Source organism: Caulobacter sp. CCG-8 (assembly GCF_037402475.1).
In the GTDB taxonomy this organism is placed as follows: Bacteria; Pseudomonadota; Alphaproteobacteria; order Caulobacterales; family Caulobacteraceae; genus Caulobacter.
On sequence record NZ_JBBEUD010000018.1, the window covers coordinates 50520 to 73175 of the forward strand.

Genomic DNA, 22656 nt, shown 5'->3' on the forward strand with positions numbered 1-22656 from the left:
GTGACAAACGCGGCTTCCTTGCCTAATCATAAGCGTTACTTATGCCAGACATCCTCGCCAGCCTGCCGCTCAGCGCCATCCGGATCTTCGAGGCCGCCGCGCGCCTGAAGAGCTTCACCCGCGCCGCCGACGAACTGGGCGTCAGCCAGGCCGCCGTCAGCTGGCAGGTGAAGGCCCTGGAGCAGCGCCTGGACCAGCCGCTGTTCACCCGCCTGCCCCGCGAGGTGACCCTGACCCCGGCCGGCGAGCGGCTGTCGCGCGCCGCCAGCGAGGCGATGAGCGTCCTGCGCACCGCCGTGTCCGACCTGGTCGACGCCGAGGAAGGGATTCTGTCGATCACCACCGTCCAGAGCGTGGGCGGCCAGTGGCTGGCGCCGCGCCTGGGCGGCTTCCAGATCGCCCATCCCCGCATCGCCGTTCGGCTGGACGCCTCAAGCCGGGTGGTCGACCTGCAGCGCGAGCCGTTCGACCTGGCCCTGCGCGCCGGCGGCGGCGACTGGCCCGGCATGGAGGCGCACTTCCTGATCCCCTCGGTCCAGACCGTGCTGTGCACGCCGACGGTGCTGGCCCGGTCGGGCGGAATAAAGCGCCCGGCCGACCTGCTGCACGCCCCGCGCATCGGCTCGCCGGACTTCTGGGTGCGCTGGTTCGAGGCGGCCGATGTCGATCCCCGCGACGATCGCGCCCCGCCGCGCCTGTCGGCCGACGCCCAGGCGCTGGAGGTGGCCAGCGCCCTGGCCGATCAGGGCTTCGCCTTGGGCTCGCCGATCTTCTTCGCCCAGGAGATCGCCCAGGGTCGGCTGATCGCGCCCTTCGACATCACCGCATATTATGGCGGCGGCTACTGGCTGGCCTATCCGGTCGAGCGCCGCCGCGTGCGCAAGATCGCCGCCTTCCGCGACTGGATCCTGGACCAGGCGGCGGCCGATCCGCTGATCGCACGCTTCGGCGTCCGCTAGCGGCGGACCTGGTAGCCGTAGCGCTTGATGATGGCGACGGCGGCCGGCGATTTCAGGAAGGTCAGGAACGCCCGGGCGGCGGGGTTCTTCTCGCCCGTCTTCAGCAGCACCGCCTGCTGCTCGATCGGCGCGTGGTCGGCGGTCGGCACCAGCCAGCGCGAACCGCCCGGCTCGGCGATCACCTGCGACAGGGCCACGAAGCCCAGCTCGGCGTTGCCGGTGGCCACGTACTGATAGGCCTGGGTGATCGAGGACCCTTTGACGATCCTGGGCGTCAGGGCGTCGTAGACCTTGAGCTTCTGCATCGTCTGCACCGCCGCCAGGCCGTAGGGCGCGGCGGTGGGATCGGCGATCGAGAGCTTGGCGAACTTGTCGGTCTTCAGCACCGCGCCCTTGTCGTCGACCAGGCCGGGCGTCTTCGAATACAGCACCAGCCGGCCGAAGGCGTAGGTGTAGCGCGTGCCGGGCACGGCCAGCCCCTCCTCCTCAGCCTTCTTCGGGCGGTCGGCGTCGGCCGACAGGAACACCTCGTACGGCGCCCCGTGGGCCATCAGGGTGTAGAACTGGCCGGACGAACCGAAGCTGAGCGTGGCGGTGTGGCCGGTCTTGGCCTTGAAGGCGGCGGCGATCTCCTTGGCCGGCTCGGTGAAGTTGGCCGCGACGGCCACCTGGGTGTCGGCGGCCAGGGCGGGCGCGGCGCCGAGCCCCAGGGCCGCCCCGAACAGGGCCAGGCCGACGATCTGGAAGCGACGGGTGATCATGCAGAATCTCTCGGGAGGCCGACGCTCGGTGCGTTATGTAGTTGAACTACCGAACGCTGGAAAAGGTCAAGCCTCGGCGACGCTTCGACAGACGCACGCGATATGAGAAATTCTGGACCGGCCCGCTAGCCGCGCAGGAAGCCGTCCACCAGCGCCTGGTCGCCGTCATAGACCCAGCACTCGGCCAGCAGGTCGTCCGCGATGCGGTAGACCAGCACGCGGTCCAGCTCGGTGACGACGCCGTCGCGCTCGAACGCCTCGCGGGCGATGACCACGGCCCGCTCGGGACCGGCCGTGACGTCGACGATGCGGACCAGCCTGCGACGGGTCCGGCGGCTGACCTCGGCCAGGGTCGCCAGGGCGGCGGCCAGGCCGACATGGTCGCCGGCCAGCGGATGGTCGCCGAAATAGTGCAGCGTGAAGTCGGGATGGTAGCAGGCGCGCAGGGCCGCCAGGTCGCCGTCCCGCCACGCCTGGGCGTAGCGTTCGGCGACCGCGCGGTTGGCGGCCTCGCTCATCCTTGGGCTCACGCGGCCTCTCTGAAGCGGTCGCGATATTCGGCCGGGATGGCCTGATAGGCGGTGTTGGGCGCGACCTTGTAGGTGCGGCGCGCCTCGTCCAGCGGCATGGCGAACAGGGCCGGATAGTCGACCGCCGGCAGCCAGGCCGCCGCGCGGCCATTGCGCCAGGCCTCGCGCACGGCCTTGCCGTAGGGCTGGCCCAGTCGGGCCTTCTGGAACTGGCGCGCGCCGGCCAGGGCGATGACCGCGAAGCCCAGGCTGCGGGTCTGGGCGTAGGAGAAGGCCACCACGCAGACCTCGCCCAGGGCGTCCGTGCCGTAGCCGGTCAGCACGTGCCAGACGTCGTGCACGTCGCGCATGCGCCGCGCGTACCAGGCCAGGGGGTGGGCGGCGTCGACGTCGGCCTCGGGCACCTTGCGGCTCTCCTCGGCCAGGCCCTCGGCCGAAAGGCCGCGCGGGGCGATGAACTCGCGATAGGCCGCGCCCACCGTGCCCGGGCCGAACTGGGCCAGCCAGGCCGGGTCCGACAGCCGCTCGGCGAACTCGTCGCGCTCGTAGGCGATGCGGCCGCCCTCGGGCGTGCTCAGCAAACGCGTGTAGCCCCTGGGGATCGCGTTGCCGGCCAGGGCGCGCATGATCTCGAACACCTGGGCGGTGTCCTCCTTGTCGGCGATCAGGCGCCGCACGGCCCGCAGCGCCCGCAAAGGCTGCAGGGTGAAGGCCTGGCGCCCTCGCTTCATCGGTTGGCGGGCCTTTGGCTCACCGAGCACTTGCGCGGCTGCGATCATGAGGCATGCTCCTGCTGACCCGGTAAAGATGACATGGCGTCATTTTTATTCAAGAGGGTTCAGCGACCCCCGATCTGCGACGTGATCCGAGAGCAACAGGGGACAGGCACGATGGGCAGTTTGAAGAAGCGTTCGATCAACCTGGCCGGCCACGCGACCTCCCTGGCCCTGGAGCCCGAGTTCTGGGCCGTGCTGCAGCAGGCGGCCGGCGCCGACAGGATCAGCGTCGCCGCCCTGATCCAGCGCATAGACGCCGGACGCGGCGAGCGCCCACTGGCCTCGGCCTGTCGGGTGTTCGCCCTTCAGCACGCCCAGGGCGCCGACGCCGGAACCGTCTAGCCCTGCTCGACGCCGGGCCCGGGCTTGGGCAGCGGGATCGGCGCCGGATTGGGCGTCCGGGGCAAGGCCGGCCGCTCCGGCAACCGCATCGACAGATCGGTCGTCTTCACGGTCAGCAGACCGGAGCGCCAGCCGCCGATCACCAAGGCGATGATCAGCAGCAGCACCCCCAGCATCGCCAGCCCGGCCACGCCCACGTGCTGTGGGCGGATTTCGTTATGACGGGCCATGGAGCCCCTCCCTTAGCCCGCGGGCTTGGGCGCGTCCGGAACCTTGGGCGCTTCCAGCTGCGGCGCGGAAACGTTGATGTCGACCTTCTTCTTCTGGGTCATGCCGCCTGTAAAGACGAAGTAGGCGATCACCGCCACGACCACCACCAGGGCGCCGATGATGAACGCCATGCCGGCGTTGCCGCCCCCGCCCGTGTTGGTTTCTTCTGCCACGTCAGTCTCCTGTGATGTCCATCCCCGCCGAACAAACGGAAGGTGGGGGTCGAGGTTCCGACACAGACGCGGCCGATGGCGCGAGGGCTTAAGCCGGCGGAACTTTGTGCTACATATGTTCCATGTCTTCCGCCTTCGACTCGTCCGACTTCCCCGGTGATCTCCCCGCCCCCCGCATCTCCGACCTGGCCCGCCCGCGCGCGCCGGAGAGCGCGCCCCTGAACTATCTGGAGGGGCTGAACCCCGAACAGCGGGCCGCCGTCGAGGCCACCGAAGGCCCGGTGCTGGTGCTGGCCGGCGCGGGCACGGGCAAGACCCGGGTGCTGACCACCCGCCTGGCCCACATCCTGGCGACGGGCCGCGCCCGGCCGTGGGAGCTGCTGGTCGTCACCTTCACCAACAAGGCCGCCCGCGAGATGCGCGAGCGGATCACCCACATCATCGGCGACGAGGCCGAGGGCCTGCGCTGGCTGGGCACCTTCCACTCGGTGGCCGCCCAGATCCTGCGCCGCCACGCCGAGCTGGTGGGGCTGAAGTCCAGCTACACGATCATCGACACCGACGACCAGGAACGGCTGCTGAAGCAGCTGATCGAGGCCGAGAACATCGACGCCAAGCGCTGGACGCCGCGCGCCCTGTCCGGCCTGATCGACACCTGGAAGAACCGCGGCTGGACGCCCGACCGCGTGCCGCAGAGCGAGGCCGGCGAGTTCGCCAACGGCCGGGGCATCACCCTCTACCGCCAGTACCAGGAGCGGCTGCGCATCCTGAACGCCTGCGACTTCGGTGACCTGCTGCTGCACAACATCACGATCTTCACGGCCAATCCGGACGTGCTGGCCGACTTCCAGCGGCGCTTCCAGTACGTGATGGTCGACGAGTACCAGGACACCAACGTGGCCCAGTACCTGTGGCTGCGGCTGCTGGCCCAGGGCCGGCAGAATGTCTGCTGCGTGGGCGACGACGACCAGTCGATCTACGGCTGGCGCGGGGCCGAGGTCGACAACATCCTGCGCTTCGAGCGCGACTTCCCCGGCGCCAAGGTCATCAAGCTGGAGCGCAACTACCGCTCCACCGAGCACATCCTGGCGGCCGCCTCGGGCCTGATCGACGCCAACAAGAGCCGGCTGGGCAAGACCCTGTGGACCGAGGCCTCGGGCGGCGAGAAGGTCAAGGTCAGCGGCGTCTGGGACGGCGAGGCCGAAAGCCGGATGGTCGCCGACGAGATCGAGAAGGCCAAGCGCGCCGGCCGCAAGTACAGCCACATGGCCATCCTGGTCCGCGCCTCGTTCCAGATGCGGGCCTTCGAAGAGCGGTTCGTGATGCTGCAGATCCCCTACAAGGTGGTCGGCGGCCCGCGGTTCTTCGAGCGCGCTGAAATCCGCGACGCCCACGCCTATCTGCGCCTGATCCAGTCGCCCGACGACGACCTGGCCTTCGAGCGGATCGTCAACGTGCCCAAGCGCGGCATCGGCGACACCTCGGTGCAGAAGCTGCTGCAGATCGCCCGACTGGAGGGCATCTCCACGGTCGAGGCGGCCCGGGTGATCATCGGCGGCGACGACCTGCCCGCCCGCACCCGCACGGCGCTCAGCAACTTCCTGCGCGACCTGGACCGCTGGCGCCAGCAGGCCACGGTTATCCCGCACCAGCGCCTGCTGGAGCAGGTGCTGGAGGAGAGCGGCTACACCGACGCCCTGCGCCTGGACAAGGGCCCCACCAGCCAGACCCGGCTGGAGAACCTGAAGGAACTGGTCCAGTCGATGAGCGCCTTCGACACGCTGGAGGCCTATCTCGAGCACGTGTCGCTGGTCATGGACCTGGACAAGGGCGCCGGCGACGACGCGGTCTGGATCATGACCCTGCACTCGGCCAAGGGCCTGGAGTTCCCGCTGGTCTTCCTGCCCGGCTGGGAGGAAGGCGTGTTCCCCAGCCAGCGCAGCATGGACGACAAGGGCGAGAAGGGCCTCGAGGAAGAGCGCCGCCTGGCCTATGTCGGCATCACCCGGGCCCGCGAGGAGGCCCGGATCAGCTTCGTGGCCAACCGCCAGGTCTACGGCCGCTGGACCAGCCAGCTGCCCAGCCGCTTCGTCGACGAACTGCCCCTGGCCCACGTCGATGCGGCGTCCGAGACCGGCTACTACGGCGGCGGTCCGGGCATGCAGCAGACGGTGTCGTCGCGCTGGGACGACCCGGGGACCAGCACCTTCACGGCCGGCAGCTATGACAGCCCGGGCTGGAAACGGGCCCAGGAACGGGCGTCGGGCTTCAGCGAGCGCGGCTCGACCTGGCGTTCGGGCGGCTCGGCCGCGCGCTCGGCCCCGATCGAGGGCGAGGGCCGGCTGGTCGCCGTCTCCGCCAGCTCGGCGGCCAGCGCCTACAAGCGCGGCGACCGGGTGTTCCACGTCAAGTTCGGCTACGGCAAGGTCACGGGCGTCGAGGGCAACAAGCTGTCGGTGTCGTTCGACAAGGCCGGCGACAAGAAGGTGATCGACAGCTTCGTGGAAAAGGCCTGAGGCAGGGGCGGGTTACGGCTGATTGACGGGGCCCTGGACAGGGCGGAGCGTCACCACAGGTCGAAAACCTCTGGAGGACTCGCCTTGAAATCCGCCGCCCTGATCGCGACCGCGGTCGCCCTGCTGCTGCCCTGCGCGGCCCACGCCGAGGGCAAGGCCTGCGACGGCCTGAAGAACGTCACCTACGCCGGGATCATGCGCGGCAAGTTCGACGCCCATCCGGACGCCTTCGCCGGCGTCAGCCTCACGTTCGACGAACACGGCGTCGGTGCAGGACGGGGTGTGATCGCCTACGACCCCGCCAGCACGGCGGCGGTCCAAAGCCCCTATTCCGGCGTGAAGTGCACCTCCAATCCCGACGGCAAGTCGGGCCTCCTGAACTTCGGCCCCAGCCTGGGGTCCAACAGCTTCACCGTCTTCGACGGCGGCACCCGCATCTGGACGCGGCATGAAATCCCCGGCCGGCCGATCGCGGGCTGGCTGTTCAAGCAGCCCGCCGCGCCACGACTGCCCTGACGACAGGGCGCGGTGCGGCGCGTTGGATCGGGAGCCGCCGCTTCCCATATCCCTGGGATGGCCCCTCCCCGCATCCGCGTCGTCGACCTGGAGACCGCCGGCGACGGCCCGCACGCCGTCTGCGAGGTCGGCTGGCAGGACGTCACGCAGGACTCGAGCGGCCGCTGGCGGGTCGACGAAGGCCGTGGATCGCTGCTGGTCAATCCCGGCCGCCCGATCACGCCCGAGACGATGTCGATCCACCACATCCTCGACGCCGACGTCGCCGGCGCGCCGTATTGGAAAGACGTCGCGGGCGGCGTCCTGAAGCCGGAAGGCGGCGTCCACGCCCTGGCCGCCCACCGCGCGGCGTTCGAACAACGCTACTGCACGCCGAGGTTCACGGGCGGCGCGGCGTGGATCTGCACCTGGAAGTGCGCCCTGCGGGTCTGGCCGCACCTGACCGGCTTCTCCAACCAGATGCTGCGCTATCAGCGCATGCCCGAGGGCCTGGTCCACGAGCTGGGCCTGCCGGCCCACCGGGCCCTGCCCGACGCCTATGTCACGGCCCATCACCTGCGCGACATGCTCGACGCGGCCTCGCTGGAGCAACTCCTGGCCTGGAGCCGCGAGCCCGGCCTGCTGCCACGGGTCCCGACCGGCCCGGAGCGCGGCAGGCCTTGGGACCGTCTCGCCGCCGAAGCCCTCTCGACGCTGGCGCAGGATCGCGATCCGAACATCCGCTTCAGCGCCGAGACCGAACTGCGCCGTCGGGGCGAAGCGCCCGCCGCGGCGGAGGCCGAACCGGCGCAGCGGACTTTGCTCTGAGCGCAATCGCGATCAAATAGGCTGGCGAAGCCCACGCTATCCAGATCGCACGCTTCGTCGCGAGACCCGCCCATGAACCCCGTCGAACAAGCCATCTGGTTCATCGAAAGCCATTTCGCCCAGCCCTTGGACCTGGACGAGATCGCCGACGCCGGCGGGGTTTCGCGCTTCCACATGTCCCGCGCCTTCGTCGTCGCCACCGGTCGTCCGGTGATCGGCTATCTGCGCGCGCGGCGGCTGACGGAGGCGGCGCGGCAGCTGGCCCAGGGGGCTCCCGACATCCTGTCGGTGGCCCTGGAGGCCGGCTACGGCTCGCACGAGGCGTTCACCCGCGCGTTCCGCGACCAGTTCGGGATCACCCCCGAGCAGGTGCGGGCGACGCGCGACCTGGACCCCCTCAAGCTCGTGGAGCCCATCGTGCTGGATGCAAGCCTTCGAACCGACCTTCCCCCGCCGCGTATCGAGCAGGGCCGCGCCCTGCTGATCGCCGGCCTGACCGGCCGCTACGGCTGCGAGGGCCCCGGCGGCATCCCCGCCCAGTGGCAGCGCTTCGGCGAGCACATCGGCCACATCCCCGGAGAGATCGGAGACGTCGCCTACGGCGTGGTGCTGAACGGCGACGACCTGGGCAATTTCGACTATGTCAGCGGCGTCGAGGTGGCCGACTTCTCCGACCTGCCGGAGGGCTTCGTCTCGGTGCGGGTCCCGGCCCATCTGTACGCGGTGTTCCACCACGCCGAGCACGTCTCGACCATCCGCCGGACCATGCACACGATCTACACCCAGTGGCTGCCGGAGTCGGACTACGAGCCGGCCGACGCCCCCTTCTTCGAGCGCTACGGGTCGGAGTTCGATCCGCGCACCGGCGACGGCGGGCTGGAGGCGTGGATCCCGGTGAAGCCGAAGTAGTCCCCCTTCAACGCCCCTGAACGGTTGTCATCCCGGAAGCCCCGCAGGGGCTGTCCGGGACCCAGGGGACTGGGCCAGCGCTTTGCGGTTCACCTGGGTCCCGGACAAGCGCTGCGCGCTTTCCGGGATGACAACAGTGAGGAAAGCTACTTGCCCCGCACCCGCGCGGGGTTGCCCACGACGGTCGCGCCCTTGGGCACGTCGCGGGTGACCACGCTGCCGGCCCCGATGATGGCGTCGTCGCCGACCGTCACGCCCGGCAGGATGATCGAGCCGCCGCCGATCCAGACGTTCTCGCCGATCACCACCGGCCGGGAATACTCGATGCCGGTGCGACGCTCGACCGGGTCGCGCGGGTGTTCGGCGGTGTAGATCTGCACGTGCGGCCCGATCGTCGTCGCCGCCCCGATGGTCACCTTGGTGACGTCCAGGATCACGCAGTTGAAGTTGAGGAACACCCCCTCGCCGACCGAGATGTTGTAGCCGTAGTCGCAGTGGAACGGCGGCCGGATGCTGACCCGGTCGCCGACCTCGGCGAACAATTCCCGCAGCAGGGCGTGGCGTTCCGACGGCGGCAGGTCCAGGGCGTTGTAGCGCCCCATCCAGGCCACGGCCGCCTCGTGGTCGGCCATGATCTCCGGATCGATGGGGCTGTACAGGTCGCCGGCCAGCATGCGCTGCTTCTGGGTGCGGGCGTCGGTCACGAGGCGAAAGGCTCCTTACTCGCCCCCTCCATGCCAGACGCGGGACCGGACGACAAATCTTGGCCCGGCGTCCTAGTGGCGCTCCAAGGCCTCGCGCACCGTGTCGGGCGCATGGTCGATGACCCGCAGATAGGCCGTCAGGGCCTCGTCGGGCCGCGATTGTCCCAGCTCGAGCGCCGCCAACAGGTCCAGGGGAATGCAGAAGGCCCGCGCGAACTCGCCCTGCGAGAGGCCGCTGCGCCAGCGCACGCCCTGCACCAGGGCCCGGGCGGAGCGGGCGTGACCGGGATCGGCTTGGTCGTCGACGGCGACGTCGGCGGTGATCTGGGACCTGGTCATGCAACGCTCCTGGCACTTCCCCCCGACGCCAGGGTGTTTAGCCGAGTTCCGTTGCAGGAATTCGACGCGAATGCGTCGGACAGGCGACTCTATCAGGGCTTTTGCGACGCCGCCGGCCTGGCCGGCTGGGAAGCCAGGGCGCGGGCCCTGGCGTCGACGGCCTCGACGCCTTTCAGCGGGTCGCCGGCCGCCTCCAGGATGTTGTTGAAGACCTTCAGGTCCTTGGTGCTGATCTTCTGGACGTCCTTGTCCTTGGCCCATTCCAGACCGATCAGCTGGCCCAGGCGGCAGGCCTTGGGCAGAAGGGCCGGCTGTTCGGCGGGACCGCCCTTGACCAGCAGCTTGCCGACGATGTCGTTCCAGTTGGGCGAACCGGGGAAGCAGAAGGTCAGGTGATCGCAGGTCCCGGTCCAGAACCGCTTGTACCAGCGCAGGTGCTCGTCGGTGTCGAACCGCAGGGCGTCGGTCGGCTTGACCACCGTGCGGCAGTCCGCGCGCACGAATTCGCCGGCCCGCGCGACCGGCGCGACACCCAGCGCCGCGACCACCGACAAGGCCGCCAAACCTCTACCCAACGCCACTTTGCAACATCCCGACGACGAACGCCCCGCATATAGGCGGAGCAAGCTTCACTGAAACCCCTCAGGGTTCTGATTAAGAACGATCTTCCGACAAAAATGCGGCGGTGGCCTCGATGGCCTCGACCAGGCTCACCCGCTCGATGGTCACGCCCTCGGGCAGGCCGGAGAACAGCCGCGTCGGGGCGGCGGCGTCCAGCATCACGAACACCCCGCGGTCGTCGGCCCGGCGGATCAGGCGGCCGAAGGCCTGGCTGATGCGGGCGCGGGCCGTCGAGTCGTCATAGCCCTTGCCGCCGAATCTCGCGCGGCGGGCCTTGTGCAGCACGTCCGGACGCGGCCAGGGCACGCGGTCGAAGACCAGCAGGCGCAAGCTGCGCCCCGGCACGTCGATGCCGTCGCGGATCGCGTCGGTGCCCAGCAGGCACGCGTCCTCCTCGGCCCGGAAGATGTCGACCAGCGCCCCGGCCTCAAGCGGGTCGACGTGCTGGGCGTAGAGCGCCAGGCCCTGGTCGGCCAGGGGTCCGGCGATCCGCTCGTGCACCGCCTTCAGCCGGCGGATGGCCGTGAACAGGCCCAGCCCGCCGCCGCCGGCCGCCAGGAACAGTTCGCGCATGGCCGCCGAGACCTGGCGCGGATCGTCCTTGCCCACGTCGGTGACCACGAAGGCCCGGGCGTTCTTCTCGTAGTCGAACGGCGAGGCCAGGCGCAGGACCTTGGGGCTCTGCGGCAGACGCGCGGCGCCCGTGCGCATCTCGGCCAGGGCGAACGGATCCTCCAGGGCCGGGTCGGTCAGGGTGGCGCTGGTCACCAGCACGCCGTGGGCGGGGCTGAGGACCGCCGCGCGCAGCGGCTCGGTCGGGTCCACCCAGTGGCGGCGGCAGGCGGCGTCGACGACGCGGCCGTAGAGGAACGTCGCCTCGAACCAGTCGACGAACTCGGGGTCGTCCTCGGCGTCCTCGTCGATGGCCTTCAGGATCGAGCGCCAGGCCGGCAGGGTCATGCGGGCCCGGCGGTCCAGGCCGCGCAACGCGCCCTCGATCCTCGCCCGCTCGCTGGTCGGCAGGGTGTCGGCCTCCTCGTCCAGCACGTCTTCCAGGTGGCGGGCCAGGGCCAGCAGCGGGGCCTCGATGGCCGCCAGGGCCTTGGCCGCCTCGCCGGCCCGCTCGCGGACCAGGTCGATGGCCGGGCGGGCGGCGCATTGCAGCCCCTGCTCCGCCGCGCCGGGACGGTCGGTGACTCGAGCCCGCAGCTGTTCAATCACCGAGACCAGGTAGGTTTCAATAGGCCCGATCGGATTGACCTGGCCGTCGGGCGGGGCGATGCGGCCCGACCAGCCCTCGCCCGGCAGGGCGGCGGCGGCCTGCAGGGCGGCGTTCAGGGCGCCGCGCGCGCCCTCGCGCTCGCCGATGATGTCCAGCAGCCGGGCCTCCAGCCCCCTGCCCCGCCGCCCCCGTCCTTCCGGCCCGCGCAGCCAGCGCCGCAGCTCGGCGGCCTCGGCTCCGGACAGGGCGGCCGAGAAGGCGCTGTCGGCGGCGTCGAACAGGTGGTGGCCCTCGTCGAAGACGATGCGCTTCAGCGACGTGGTCTCGTTGTCGCCCTTCAGGCCCCGCGCCGCCCGGGCGCCGTCGAAGGCCGCCTGGCTCAGCACCAGGGCGTGGTTGGCGATGACGATGTCGGCCCGCTTGGACGCCCGCACGGCCTTTTCGATGAAGCAGACGCGATAGTGCTGGCAGCCGGCGTGGATGCACTCGCCGCGCCGGTCGACCAGGTTGGCGGGCCCCGCCTGGGCCGAGGGGGCGATGGCGAACAGGGTCGGCAGCCAGGCCGGGAAGTCGCCGCCCGTCATGTCGCCGTCGCGGCTGGCGCGGGCCCAGCGGGCCGCCAGCGCCAGGCCGATCAGGTCGCCATTGCCCAGCTGGGCGGTGTTCACCTGCTCCTGGAAGTTCAGCAGGCAGATGTAGTTCTCGCGCCCCTTGCGGACCACGGCCTTGCGGGCCCGGACCAGCGGATCGGGATAGATCGACTGGCTCTCGCGCTCGATCTGGCGCTGCAGGGCGCGGGTATAGGTGCTGACCCAGACGGAGGGGCCGTTCATCTCGGCCCACACCGAGGCGGGCGCCAGATAGCCCAGGGTCTTGCCGACCCCGGTGCCGGCCTCGGCCAGCATCATTTGCGGCTCGCCCTCGCGGTCGCGGGGGGCGAAGGCGTAGGCGGCCTCGCGGGCGAAGGTGTCCTGGGCCTCGCGCACCTCGTCCAGGCCCGAGCGGTGCAGCAGCTCGCGCAGGCGTTCGCTGGCGCGTTCGGGGTCGACGGGACGGCTGCCCGGCTCGCCGGCCGGCGCCTGGTCTTCCCACTCGACGGCGCGGGCCCAGACGTCGAGGCCGGAACTGCGGAACTGGTTGCCCACCGGGGCCGAGCGCAGCGCGCCGACCACCGCCGGCCCCCACGACCAGCCGGCCCGGGCCAGGGTCTCGGCCACCGCCAAGGCCTCCTCGCGCGACGGCCTGGGCGTCAGACCCAGTTCGTGCAGCAGGGCCGAGGCGGCGTCGCGCAGGGTCTGGGCCTGGGCGGCCGCGCCCTTGGGCTCGGGCAGGCCCAGGGCGGTGGCTAGTCCGACGGCCGAGGGCGCGCAGAAGGTGGCCGGGCGGGTGAAGGCGTACAGCTCCAGCACGTCGAACACCCCTCGCCCGCGGGCCGGAGCCTGCAGGTTCAGCCGCTTGGCGGTCATCGAGGCGTGGGCCACCAGCACCGGGCCGTATTCGAACAGGTCGCGGGCGTCGGGCGTGCGCAGCACCCGCCCCTCGCCCGAGCCGTCGGCCACGCCGGCGCGCGGGCCGGGCAGCACCACCAGGGCGGGGGCGAGATCGAGGGCGGGAATCTGTGCGGTCACGCGCCCTTTTAGCGGATCGGCGACAGAAACGGAACGGGAACAATCCACAGCTTGGCGAAGAGATCAGGCTCTGCCATGGTCACAACCTCAAATGGAGCTTTCGCATGCGTCTTCTGCTTGTCGCCGCCTTGGCCTGCGTCCCCGCCTCGGCCGTCCTCGCCCAGACCCCGGAGCCGACCGGCCCGACCGTCACGGTGATTGGCAACGGCCGCGCCGAGGCGCCGGCCGACTACGCCTGGCTGTCGTTCAACCTGCGCGGCGAAGGCCCCAGCTCGCCGGACGCGGTCTCGGCCCTGTCGACCGCCCGGGGCAAGCTGGAGGCCAGCCTGGCGGCCCTGGCCAGCAAGCCGACGCTGGACGTGCGCAGCAGCACGCTGTCGATCCGTGAAGTCCGCCCCAAGGCCTGCAACGCCACCAGCTACGGCGCGCCCAATCTCAGCACCGGCGAGTGCGCGGTGATCGGCAGCGTGGCCACGGTCGGTTTCCAGATAAAGGTGACCCCGGCCAAACAGGTCGGCGACGTCGCCTCCCTGGCGGCCCAAGTGGGCGGCTCCGACATCAACGTCAGCAATGGCGGACTGATCGACGACCAGCCGCTGGAGGACAAGGCGATGCGTTCGGCCATCGCCGACGCCAAGCGTCAGGCTCAGCTGATCGCCGAGAGTTCGGGCGGCAAGCTGGGGCCGCTCGTCCGGATCCAGGATTCCCAGGCGGTCAATATCGGCGCCTTCGGGGCTCCCCCGCCGCCGCCGCCGCCCCCGCCGGCGCGCGCCGAGATCGTCGTCACGGCGTCCAAGCTGGCCGCGCCCCTGACGATGGCTCCCCCGCCGATCACGCGCACGGCGCGGGTGACGGCGGTCTACAGCCTGCTGCCCTAGTCGGGGTCGATCAGGCGATCGGGGTTTCCGAGGACCCGCCTTCGAGACGCTCGACGGCGTCCTCGGCCATCTCGGCGACCTCGTCGTCCTCGCTCTCGGCGGCCAGGCGGTACAGCTGCACCGCCTTGGCGCGGCTGGCCTTCACGCCTTCGCCGTCCTCGTACATCTGGCCCAGATCGTAATAGGCCGTCAGGTTGCCGGCCCTGGCCGACTGGGCGTAGAGGCTGAGCGCCTTCTCGAAATCGACCGGGACGCCCTCGCCGTTGTGATAGGCGGCGGCGACGTTGGCCAGGGCCACCGCCGAACCGCGTTGGGCGGCGTCCACGTACAGCTTCAGGGCCTGGACCTCGTCGACCGGCACGCCGTAGCCCTGCAGGTAGTAGGAGCCCAGGTCGTTGATCGCGTCGACCGAGCCGGCGGCGGCGGCCTTGCGCATCCAGGTCACGGCCTGGGTCTCGTCCGTGGGCACGCCCTGTCCCAGCTGATACGCCAGGGCCAGCTTGTACATCCCGCCCTCGTCGCCGCCCATGGCCGCGCGCCAGTACCAGCCCAGGGCCTGGGTCAGGTCGTCGACGCTGGTCTCGTAGACCAGGCCGGCGTTGTAGGCGCCCAGGGCGTCGCCCTCGGCCGCGGCGGCCTTGTACAGCGACAGGGCCTTGGCCTGGTCCTGATCCAGGTCGCCGCCTTCGAAATAGAGGTTGCCCAGGGCGATCATGCAGTCGGTGTCGCCGGCCTTGACCCCCTTCTCCAACCAGCGCACGGCGGCGTTGACGTCGCGCTGGTCGCCGTCAGCGTCCAGATAGCTGCTGGCCAGCAGGTCGTAGGCGGTGACGTCCCCGGCCTGGGCGCGGCGGAGGAGCTCGGCCCGGCTCGGCTCGGCGGCCGCGGCGAACGCCGCCGGAAGCGGGGCCGAAAGGGCCGGCGCGCCGATCGCGAGGATCGTCGCCAAGGCCAAGCCTGCAAAGCTGTTGCGAGCCATCGATGCCATCTGCGTCACGCCCCTAACGATCCCGTCCTTCGGGTAGTCTCGCGTACCACTGTTGTCAAAACACCGGAAAGCGGCAGGTAGCCGCATGGAAACGGAACGGGAACATGCTATAGGCGTGGGCAATGCTCGCGGCGACCGCCCTTCCTCCCCGCTTTGAACAGTGGTTCGCCGCGCGCGGCTGGGCGCCCAGGCCGCATCAGCTGGCCATGGTCGAGAAGGGCCGGCAGGGCCGCGACGCCCTGCTGATCGCCCCCACCGGCGGCGGCAAGACCCTGGCCGGCTTCCTGCCCAGCCTGATCGAGCTCTCCGAGCGCGCGCCGCGCAACACCCCGGCCGGCGTCCACACCCTCTATATCTCCCCGCTCAAGGCCCTGGCGGTCGACATCGAGCGCAACCTGGCCACGCCGATCCGCGAGATGGGCCTGAACATCGTGGCCGAGAGCCGCACCGGCGACACCGGCGAGGCCCGCAAGCAGCGCCAGCGCCTGCGGCCGCCGGACATCCTGCTGACCACGCCCGAACAGTTGGCCCTGTTCTGCGCCTGGGAGGGCGCGCGCGAGTACTTCGCCGACCTGTCCTGCGTGATCATCGACGAGGCCCACGCCATCTGGCCCTCCAAGCGCGGCGACCTTCTGTCGCTGGGCCTGGCGCGCCTGCAGCGCTTCGCGCCGAACATGCGGCGGGTGGGGCTGTCGGCGACGGTGGACGATCCGGACCTGGTGCGGCGGTGGCTGGGCGTGAACCTTCCAGATCCTCCCCCTTTGGGGAAGGTGTCGCGGAGCGACGGAGGGGGTAGCGAGGCCGATCTTCAGCAGGCCCCCTCCGGCCCTTCGGGCCACCTCCCCCAAGAGGGGAGGATCTCCCACTCCGTCGACCTCGTCCTGGGCCAGGGCGGCGCCCAGCCGATCGTCGAGGTGCTGGTCTCGGGCGGCCGCGTGCCCTGGGCCGGGCACACGGCCGAGCACGCCATGGCCGAGATCTACGAGATCATCAAAGGCGCCAGGACCGCCCTGGTCTTCGTCAACACGCGCTTCCAGGCCGAGTTCGCGTTCCAGGAGCTGTGGAAACTGAACGACGACGGCCTGGCCATCGCCCTGCACCACGGCAGCCTGGCGGCCGAGCAGCGGCGCAAGGTCGAGGCGGCCATGGCCCGTGGCGAGATCCGGGCCGTGGTCTGCACCTCCACCCTCGACATGGGCATCGACTGGGGCGACGTGGACCTGGTGATCCAGCTGGCCGCGCCCAAGGGGGCCTCGCGGATGGTCCAGCGGATCGGCCGCGCCAACCACCGCCTGGACGAGCCCTCGCGCGCCATCCTGGCCCCGGCCAACCGCTTCGAGTTCCTGGAGTGCCGCGCCGCCGCCGACGCCATCCTGGGCGGGCACCTGGACGGCGAGCCGGCTCGCATCGGTGCGCTGGATGTCCTGGCCCAGCACATCATGGGCTGCGCCTGCTCCGAGCCCTTCGCCCCCACCGAGCTCTATGACGAGGTCCGCGCCGCCGGTCCCTACGCCGACCTGTCGTGGGAGGACTTCGAGACGGTCGTCGACTTCGTCTCGACCGGCGGCTACGCCCTGCGCACCTACGACAAGTTCCGCCGCATCGTGCCGGGCCAGGACGGGCTCTGGCGGGCGCGCAACGCCCAGGCGGTGCTGGCCCATCGGATGAACGTCGGGGCCATCGTCTCGCCCGCCATGATCAATGTCCGCATCGGCGGCGGCAAACGCCCCATGGGCGGCCGCAAGGTCGGCGAGGCCGAGGAAGGCTTCTTCGAGGCCATGACGCCCGGCGACACCTTCGTCTTCGCCGGCCAGGTCTGGCGCTTCAACAGCCTGGTCGGGGCCGACGCCTTCGTCACGCCCGCCCCGGACAAGGACCCGAAGATGCCCAGCTGGGGCGGCTCGAAGTTCCCGCTGTCGACCTATCTGGCCGGTCGCGTGCGGGCGATGATGCACGACGAGCGCGAATGGCCCGCCCTGCCCCCCGACGTTCAGGAGTGGCTGAACTACCAGAAGGTCCGCTCGATCATCCCCGACCAGGACGAGATGCTGCTGGAGACCTTCCCGCACGGCAAGCGCTTCCACCTGGTGTGCTATCCGTTCGAGGGACGCCTGGCCCACACCACCCTGGCCATGCTGCTGACCCGTCGGCTGGACCGGCTGGGCGTCGGGCCGCTGGGCTTCGTGGCCAACGACTACGCGGTGGCCATCTGGTCGCTGAAGCCGATGGACCAGCTGGACCTGGACGAGCTGTTCGCCCAGGACATGCTGGGCGATGACCTGGAAGCCTGGCTGGACGAGAGCTTCCTGATGAAGCGCGCGTTCAAGGCCTGCGCCCTGATCTCGGGCCTGATCGAGCGCCGCCATCCGGGCATGGAGAAGTCGGGCCGCCAGGTGACCTTCTCGACCGACCTGATCTACGACGTGCTGCGCCGCCACCAGCCCGACCACCTGTTGCTGCGCTGCGCCCGGGCCGATGCGGCGACCGGTTCGCTGGACGTGGCGCGGCTGGGCGACATGCTGGCGCGGATCGGCGGCGGCCGCATCCGCCATGCGCCCCTGGACCACGTTTCGCCCTTCGCCGTGCCGATCATGCTGGAGATCGGCCGTGAGCGCGCGCCGGGCGACGCGGCCGGGGAAATGGTGCTGGCCGAGGCCGAGGAAGACCTGATCGCCGAGGCGATGGCATAGTGAGAGTATCTGTTCCGTGACCCAACTGGCGTTCCAGATCGGCGACTGCGGCGGCCTGCGGCTCGAGATCGCGGGGACACGCGCGGTCCTGCGCCACTCCGGCGCCCTGTGGCTGGAGGCCGAGCGCACGATGGTGGTGGCCGACCTGCACTTCGAGAAGGGCAGCAGCTACGCCGCGCGGTTCGGCCAGATGCTGCCGCCTTACGACACCCGCGAGACCCTGGACCGGCTGGAGCGCGAACTGGCGGCGCTGTCGCCGGCCACCCTGGTCTTCCTGGGCGACAGCTTCCACGACGGCGCGGGCGAGGATCGCCTGCCGGAGGATGACCGGATGCGCATCGCCGCCCTGGCCCTGGGCCGCCGGCTGGTCTGGGCGGTGGGCAACCACGACGAGGACGGACCCCGGACCCTGCCCGGCGACGTGGTCGACGAGGCCCAGCTGGCCGGCCTGACCTTCCGCCACGAGCCCCTGCGCGGCGCCCAGCCCGGCGAGGTGGCGGGGCATCTGCATCCGGCCGCCAAGGTGACCAGCGGCCGGGCTACGGTGCGGCGGCGTTGCTTCGTCACCGACGGCGCCCGCCTGGTCCTGCCGGCGTTCGGGGCGTTCACGGGCGGACTGAACATCCTGGACCCGGCCTTCGCCCCGCTGTTCGGCGGCCCGGCCCTCGCCGCCGCCCTGGGCCCTCGCCGCGTGCACGCGGTGGGCTGGAAGTCGCTGCGGCCCGACTAGCAGTCCGACGGATCACCCTCCGCGTCCGGGCGTTTGATCCCCGGGACGTTGGACAATGGAGATTCGTGATGCGACCGATCCTGATCGGCATCGGCGCCGTTCTAGCCCTGTCGCCCTTGGCGACCCCGCAGGCCGCCGTGGCCGGCGAGCCCCCGGTCAAGACCGTGGCCAAGCTCGACGCCAAGGACCCGAAATACGACACCGAGACCTGCAAGGCCTTGCGCGCCAAGGCCATCGACTACGAAGAGCCCAATCTGCTCAAGAAGGCGGTGGGCATGGGCGGCAACGCCGTCGTGCCGTTCGCGGGCACCGTGGCCTCGGCCGCGCTGGGCATGCAGCAGAACACCAAGGAAGAGAAGCTGAGCAAGCAGGTGGCCGCCGCCTGCGTGTCCGACCCGTTGAACGAGGCGACGCCGTTTATCAATGCGCCCAAGGCCAAGGACGAGGCCGCCTCGACGGTCGTGGTCAGCGCCCCGGTGGCCGATGTCGCCACGGGCGCGGCGGCGGACGCGGCGGCGACCGAGGCGGTGGCCACCAACCAGTAGCTAGAGGTGGAGGGCCTGCTCGAGGGCGAAGGCCAGCGAGATGGCCGCGCCGGAGGTCAGCAGGGTGCGCAGGCGCGGACGCCAGGCGGGGCCGTCATGGTTGGTCACGTCCCACAGCCATTGCAGGATGAAGACCAGCAGGAAGCCCGAAAGCTGCCACGCGGGCTCGAACTTCAGGCCGCCCAGCAGCAGGCCGAAGCCGGCCAGGGGGAACAGCAGCGAAAGGCCCAGGGTCAGCCAGCGGGGGCTGGCGCGCTCGATCTCGAGACCGCAGCGCACGCCGCCCAGGTACGACATCATGGCGCTGGAATAGGCCAGCAGGCTGATCAGCGCGACCTGCCGCATGTCGATGGGGCCGTAGCAGAACAGGGCCGAGCAGACGATGAACGGGACCAGGGTGGCTAGGCCGCAAACCCATACGGCGGGGGGCACCGGCACGCGATCCTGCGTATGATCGGCCGTCGCTGCTTCGAACGCCATGTCTACTCCTTCGGGCGCGAGCTCCGACGCGCGCCCTTCCCCCCGGAAGGGACTGACTATTACCGAGGTCAGCCCATAGGTCCACGGACGATATTTGACCACAGGACACAGCCTGTGGATGAGTGCGGACGCTCGCACACCCGGAAGGGTTTGGGAAGCTTGGCCTTTAGGCTCAGCGGGCCCAGGTCGACAGGCGGCTGAGGGTGTCGCCGTCCAGGGCGCCCGACGGCTGCATGTTCTGGTCGCGCTGGTAGGCGGCGATGGCCATCTGCAGGGCCGGCGAGGTCACGCCGTCCTGGGGCCCCTGGTAGTAACCCAGCTTCGACAGCGCGCGCTGGGCGGTGGCCAGGCCGGCGCTGGGGGCGGCGGCCGAAGCCACGGCCTGGACGGGCGCGGCGGCCTGCGAGCGGAAGGCGCTGGCCGAACGCTCGGCGATCCGCTGGCCTTCGGCCGTCAGCTGGGCGCGCAGGGCCATGGCCCGGGCGCGCGAGGCGGTGTCGCCCGACCGCGCGGCGATCAGGTACCACTTGTAGGCTTCGGTCGGGTTCTGGCTGACGCCCCACCCGCCTTCATAGAGCTGGGCCAGGTTGAACTGGCTGTCGACCAGACCCAGGTCCGAAGCCTTGCGGAACCAGCTGGCGGCCTTGGTCGAGTTCCGTTCGCCGCCCTCGCCCTTGTAGTAGTAGAGGGCCAGGTTGTGCATGGCGCGGGCTTCGCCGGCCGTGGCGGCGCGCTCGGTCCAGCGGCGGGCCTCGCCCAGGTCCTTCTTCACCCCGCCCTCGCCGACCTCGTACATCTTGGCCAGGTAGAACTGGGCGCGCGGCAGACCCAGGTTGGCGGCCTTGCGCAGGTTTTCCAGGCCGGAGCGGTCCTTGGCCTCGATGCGGCGCACGCCGTCCTCGTAGAGGGCCTGGGCGTTCTCGGCCGGCGGCGCGACGGGCGCGGACTCGATCGGAACGGCCTCGACGGGCGTCGCGGCGCCTGCGGTCAGGGCCACGGCGGCGCGGGCGCCGGCCGGACTGGTGTCGACCTCGGCCGAACGGATCTCGCCGCCCGACTTGTTGGCGATGCCCTTGGCCACGCGGTCGGGGAGCGGCCCGCCCGCGCCTTCGGAATTGACGAAGAAGCTGGCCGCGCCCACGCCCAGGCAGGCGGCGGCGGCCGAGACCATCAGGGCGGTCTTCATGCCGCCCTTCTTGGCCTTCTTCTCGGAACCCTTGGCGCCGAAGCCGGCGAACAGCGAGGTCGCGGGCTTCTTGGCCTTGGTCTTGTCCTTGCCCTTGGCGTCGCCGGCCAGGGCGGCCTGGCGCGCGGCGGCACGGGCCTGCTCGATCACTTCGCGCGTCGACAGCGGGCGTCCGGGCGCGGACGGCTCTTCCGGCGCCGAGAAGCCGGAGGCGCCGAACTCGGGGGCCGAGAAGTCGCTGTCGTAGTCGGCTTCCGGCTCGAACGCGGCTTCCGGCTCCAGGGCCGAGGTGAAGCCGTCGGCGGCCTCGAAATCCTCGTCGCCGAACTCCAGGGCGGGCGGCTCGGCGGTCGGGAAGGCCGGAGCCTCGTAGGCCGGGGCCTCGAAGGCGGCGGGCGCCGCCGTGCGGGCCGGGGTCGAGGTCTGGGCCGGGATGAAGGCGGCCGGCTGGTGGAAGACGTCCTCGGGGACGGCCTCGCCGCCGAACGAGAAGCGGTCGCCGTCGTCGAACGGCGACGGGGCGGGACGGGCCGGCGGCGCGGCCGCGGCGGCCTGCTCGGCCAGGCGGCGCTGGGCGTCGGCCAGCTTGGTGTCAATCTTCTCGCGCGCTTCCTCCAGCAGGCGCGCGGTGCGCTCCTCGCTCTGGCGGATGCGGTCGACCAGTTCCTGAGACGTGCGCTCGTGGCGCTGGTTCAGGCGATCGGTGACGCGGGTGACCTGGTCGCCGACGTCGTCGATGGCCAGGGCGTTGCGGCGCTCGGCGTTGCCGATCCGCTCGGCCAGCTTCTCGGTGATGCGGGCGATCTCGGCGCCCAGCTTCTCGAGGGCTTGGGCCTGGACGCTGTCGGCGCGGTTCAGCTTCTGGTCGATGCTGGCGGCGACCTGCTCGATGGCGGCGTTGGCGCGGGCTTCCGAGGTCTGGACCCGGCGGTTCAGGGCGTCGGCCATGCCGACCACCTCGCGGCCCATGCGCTCGATGGCCTGGGCCGAGCGCTGCTCGGCGGCCTGCACGTGGGCGGTCATCTCGCCCAGCTTGCGCTCCATGCGGTCGAAGCGGCCGTCGGCGCTTTCGCGCAGCTTGGCGGCCATCTCCATGCGGGCGGCCTCCATGCGCTGGGTCAGGCCGTTGGAGAGGTCGTCGAGCCGCTTCTGGACGCCTTCGCCCGGATTGCTGTCCTCGACGGTGCGCAGGCGGCCGTCCAGGGCGGTGAACGAAGTAGTCAGGGCCTGCAGGGCTTCGGCGGTGCGGGCCTCGGCGGCTTCCAGACGCTGGCCCAGGCGGGCCACGACTTCCTCGACCAGGGCCGAGGGGTCGCCCGCCCCGACGCCGGCCTGATTGTCCAGACGCTGTTCCAGGTGGGCGATGGTCTCGCGGGTGCGGGCCTCGCCCTCGTAGAGGTGGCCGGCGACCTTGCCGAGCGCGCCTTCCAGGGCGCGCAGGGCCTCGGCCGAGCGCGGACCGGCGGCCTCGGCCTCGATCCGGCGCAGGCGTTCGGCGGCGCGGGTCTGGTCGGTCTTGATCTCGTCCACCGCGCCCTCGAAGCGGGCGGCCACGGCCACCTGCTCGCGCTCGGCGGCCACCAGGCGCTGCAGGGCGCCGCGCACGGATTCGTCGATGCCGGAGATGGCCTGGGCCGAACGCTTCTCGGCCGCCTCGATGCGGTCGGTCAGGCGGTCCAGGGCGACGGCCACGCGGCCGACCTCATCGGCGGGATGCTCGCGCGCCTCGATGCGCGACGGCGCGCCGCGACGGTCGGTCTCGTAATAGGAGGGGTTGGCGCGGTCGTTGTTGACGGCCAGGGACGGACGGCTGGGCTCGCCGAAAGCTTCCAGGGCGGCGGCGTCGAAACCCTCGCCCTCGATGATCATCCGGTTCAGCCATTCGCCCAGCGTCATGCCGGAGCGACGCGCGAGGTCTTTAGCGACCTCACGGGCCTTGGGGTCGATCCCCTTAACGCTCCATGGCGCGGCGGCCGTCATCCGAATCGTTCCCTATGCACCTGGGAACCAACGCTAGACACCGATTCCTAGCGTGTAAACGCGACCTCAACCGCTACATATAGCAATGGTCAAGATTAACTGTGGA

The 22656-nt window shown here is 70.9% G+C and carries 22 protein-coding genes; 10 read left to right on the forward strand and 12 right to left on the reverse strand.

Annotated elements, in window-relative coordinates; genetic code table 11:
- Positions 1 to 41: 41 nt before the first annotated feature.
- A complete protein-coding gene (locus WAE60_RS17395; protein WP_337687688.1) occupies positions 42 to 959 on the forward strand; it encodes a LysR substrate-binding domain-containing protein in 918 nt (305 codons plus the stop codon).
- Here WAE60_RS17395 and modA read toward each other — a convergent pair.
- The 3 genes from modA to WAE60_RS17410 form a co-directional block, all read right to left on the reverse strand.
- Positions 956 to 1720 (reverse strand): molybdate ABC transporter substrate-binding protein, encoded by a 765-nt coding sequence (gene modA / locus WAE60_RS17400; protein ID WP_337687689.1) that lies wholly within the window; start codon positions 1718 to 1720, stop codon positions 956 to 958. The genes WAE60_RS17395 and modA overlap by 4 nt on opposite strands.
- Before the next feature lie 125 nt (positions 1721 to 1845).
- Positions 1846 to 2238: a nuclear transport factor 2 family protein gene (locus tag WAE60_RS17405; RefSeq protein WP_029916153.1), complete on the reverse strand. Its 393-nt coding sequence runs from the start codon at positions 2236 to 2238 to the stop codon at positions 1846 to 1848.
- Between the two features lie 8 nt (positions 2239 to 2246).
- The gene (locus tag WAE60_RS17410) at positions 2247 to 2981 is read right to left on the reverse strand and encodes a ubiquinone biosynthesis protein COQ4 (protein WP_231499533.1); all 735 of its coding nucleotides are present in this window, start codon (positions 2979 to 2981) and stop codon (positions 2247 to 2249) included.
- A 159-nt stretch (positions 2982 to 3140) separates the two neighbouring features.
- Between WAE60_RS17410 and WAE60_RS17415 the strand changes: the two genes are divergently transcribed.
- Complete coding sequence (locus WAE60_RS17415) at positions 3141 to 3368, forward strand: ribbon-helix-helix domain-containing protein (RefSeq protein WP_337687690.1); 228 nt, start codon at positions 3141 to 3143, stop codon at positions 3366 to 3368.
- On the opposite strand, the gene WAE60_RS17420 is transcribed toward WAE60_RS17415, so the two are convergent.
- Positions 3365 to 3598 (reverse strand): hypothetical protein, encoded by a 234-nt coding sequence (locus WAE60_RS17420; protein ID WP_029916147.1) that lies wholly within the window; start codon positions 3596 to 3598, stop codon positions 3365 to 3367. The genes WAE60_RS17415 and WAE60_RS17420 overlap by 4 nt on opposite strands.
- Before the next feature lie 12 nt (positions 3599 to 3610).
- On the reverse strand, positions 3611 to 3811 hold the full coding sequence (locus WAE60_RS17425; RefSeq protein WP_029916145.1) for a hypothetical protein: 201 nt from the start codon (positions 3809 to 3811) through the stop codon (positions 3611 to 3613).
- Positions 3812 to 3933: 122 nt separating this feature from the next.
- On the opposite strand from WAE60_RS17425, the gene WAE60_RS17430 reads away from it, so the two are divergent.
- The 4 genes from WAE60_RS17430 (at position 3934) to WAE60_RS17445 (ending at position 8559) form a co-directional block, all read left to right on the forward strand.
- Positions 3934 to 6327, forward strand: a complete 2394-nt coding sequence (locus WAE60_RS17430; RefSeq protein WP_029916142.1) for a UvrD-helicase domain-containing protein — start codon at positions 3934 to 3936, stop codon at positions 6325 to 6327.
- Between the two features lie 84 nt (positions 6328 to 6411).
- The gene (locus tag WAE60_RS17435; protein WP_337687691.1) at positions 6412 to 6843 is read left to right on the forward strand and encodes a hypothetical protein; all 432 of its coding nucleotides are present in this window, start codon (positions 6412 to 6414) and stop codon (positions 6841 to 6843) included.
- A 57-nt stretch (positions 6844 to 6900) separates the two neighbouring features.
- Positions 6901 to 7650: a DNA polymerase III subunit epsilon gene (locus tag WAE60_RS17440; RefSeq protein ID WP_337687692.1), complete on the forward strand. Its 750-nt coding sequence runs from the start codon at positions 6901 to 6903 to the stop codon at positions 7648 to 7650.
- Positions 7651 to 7722: 72 nt separating this feature from the next.
- On the forward strand, positions 7723 to 8559 hold the full coding sequence (locus tag WAE60_RS17445; RefSeq protein WP_337687693.1) for an AraC family transcriptional regulator: 837 nt from the start codon (positions 7723 to 7725) through the stop codon (positions 8557 to 8559).
- Positions 8560 to 8705: 146 nt separating this feature from the next.
- Here WAE60_RS17445 and WAE60_RS17450 read toward each other — a convergent pair whose 3' ends face one another.
- From WAE60_RS17450 to WAE60_RS17465, 4 genes are all read right to left on the reverse strand, one after another.
- The gene (locus WAE60_RS17450) at positions 8706 to 9263 is read right to left on the reverse strand and encodes a sugar O-acetyltransferase (RefSeq protein ID WP_337687694.1); all 558 of its coding nucleotides are present in this window, start codon (positions 9261 to 9263) and stop codon (positions 8706 to 8708) included.
- A gap of 72 nt (positions 9264 to 9335) precedes the next feature.
- Positions 9336 to 9602 carry a hypothetical protein gene (locus tag WAE60_RS17455; protein ID WP_029916135.1) on the reverse strand — a complete coding sequence of 89 codons (267 nt, stop codon included), beginning with the start codon at positions 9600 to 9602 and terminating at the stop codon, positions 9336 to 9338.
- 92 nt (positions 9603 to 9694) lie between these two features.
- Positions 9695 to 10165 carry a hypothetical protein gene (locus WAE60_RS17460; RefSeq protein WP_337687695.1) on the reverse strand — a complete coding sequence of 157 codons (471 nt, stop codon included), beginning with the start codon at positions 10163 to 10165 and terminating at the stop codon, positions 9695 to 9697.
- Positions 10166 to 10256: 91 nt separating this feature from the next.
- A complete protein-coding gene (locus tag WAE60_RS17465) occupies positions 10257 to 13073 on the reverse strand; it encodes an ATP-dependent DNA helicase (RefSeq protein WP_337687696.1) in 2817 nt (938 codons plus the stop codon).
- Positions 13074 to 13177: 104 nt separating this feature from the next.
- Between WAE60_RS17465 and WAE60_RS17470 the strand changes: the two genes are divergently transcribed.
- Positions 13178 to 13951 carry an SIMPL domain-containing protein gene (locus tag WAE60_RS17470; RefSeq protein WP_337687697.1) on the forward strand — a complete coding sequence of 258 codons (774 nt, stop codon included), beginning with the start codon at positions 13178 to 13180 and terminating at the stop codon, positions 13949 to 13951.
- A 10-nt stretch (positions 13952 to 13961) separates the two neighbouring features.
- Here the strand turns inward: WAE60_RS17470 and WAE60_RS17475 are convergent, their stop codons facing one another.
- The gene (locus tag WAE60_RS17475; RefSeq protein WP_337687698.1) at positions 13962 to 14900 is read right to left on the reverse strand and encodes a tetratricopeptide repeat protein; all 939 of its coding nucleotides are present in this window, start codon (positions 14898 to 14900) and stop codon (positions 13962 to 13964) included.
- A gap of 161 nt (positions 14901 to 15061) precedes the next feature.
- Here WAE60_RS17475 and WAE60_RS17480 point away from each other — a divergent pair, with 161 nt between their 5' ends.
- From WAE60_RS17480 to WAE60_RS17490, 3 genes are all read left to right on the forward strand, one after another.
- On the forward strand, positions 15062 to 17629 hold the full coding sequence (locus WAE60_RS17480; protein ID WP_337687699.1) for a ligase-associated DNA damage response DEXH box helicase: 2568 nt from the start codon (positions 15062 to 15064) through the stop codon (positions 17627 to 17629).
- A gap of 25 nt (positions 17630 to 17654) precedes the next feature.
- On the forward strand, positions 17655 to 18359 hold the full coding sequence (gene pdeM / locus WAE60_RS17485; RefSeq protein ID WP_337687726.1) for a ligase-associated DNA damage response endonuclease PdeM: 705 nt from the start codon (positions 17655 to 17657) through the stop codon (positions 18357 to 18359).
- Between the two features lie 68 nt (positions 18360 to 18427).
- Positions 18428 to 18904: a hypothetical protein gene (locus WAE60_RS17490; RefSeq protein ID WP_029916122.1), complete on the forward strand. Its 477-nt coding sequence runs from the start codon at positions 18428 to 18430 to the stop codon at positions 18902 to 18904.
- Here the strand turns inward: WAE60_RS17490 and WAE60_RS17495 are convergent, their stop codons facing one another.
- Positions 18905 to 19384, reverse strand: a complete 480-nt coding sequence (locus WAE60_RS17495) for a DUF3429 domain-containing protein (protein ID WP_029916120.1) — start codon at positions 19382 to 19384, stop codon at positions 18905 to 18907.
- A 172-nt stretch (positions 19385 to 19556) separates the two neighbouring features.
- Complete coding sequence (locus WAE60_RS17500; RefSeq protein WP_337687700.1) at positions 19557 to 22466, reverse strand: peptidoglycan-binding protein; 2910 nt, start codon at positions 22464 to 22466, stop codon at positions 19557 to 19559.
- Between the last annotated feature and the right edge of the window lie 190 nt (positions 22467 to 22656).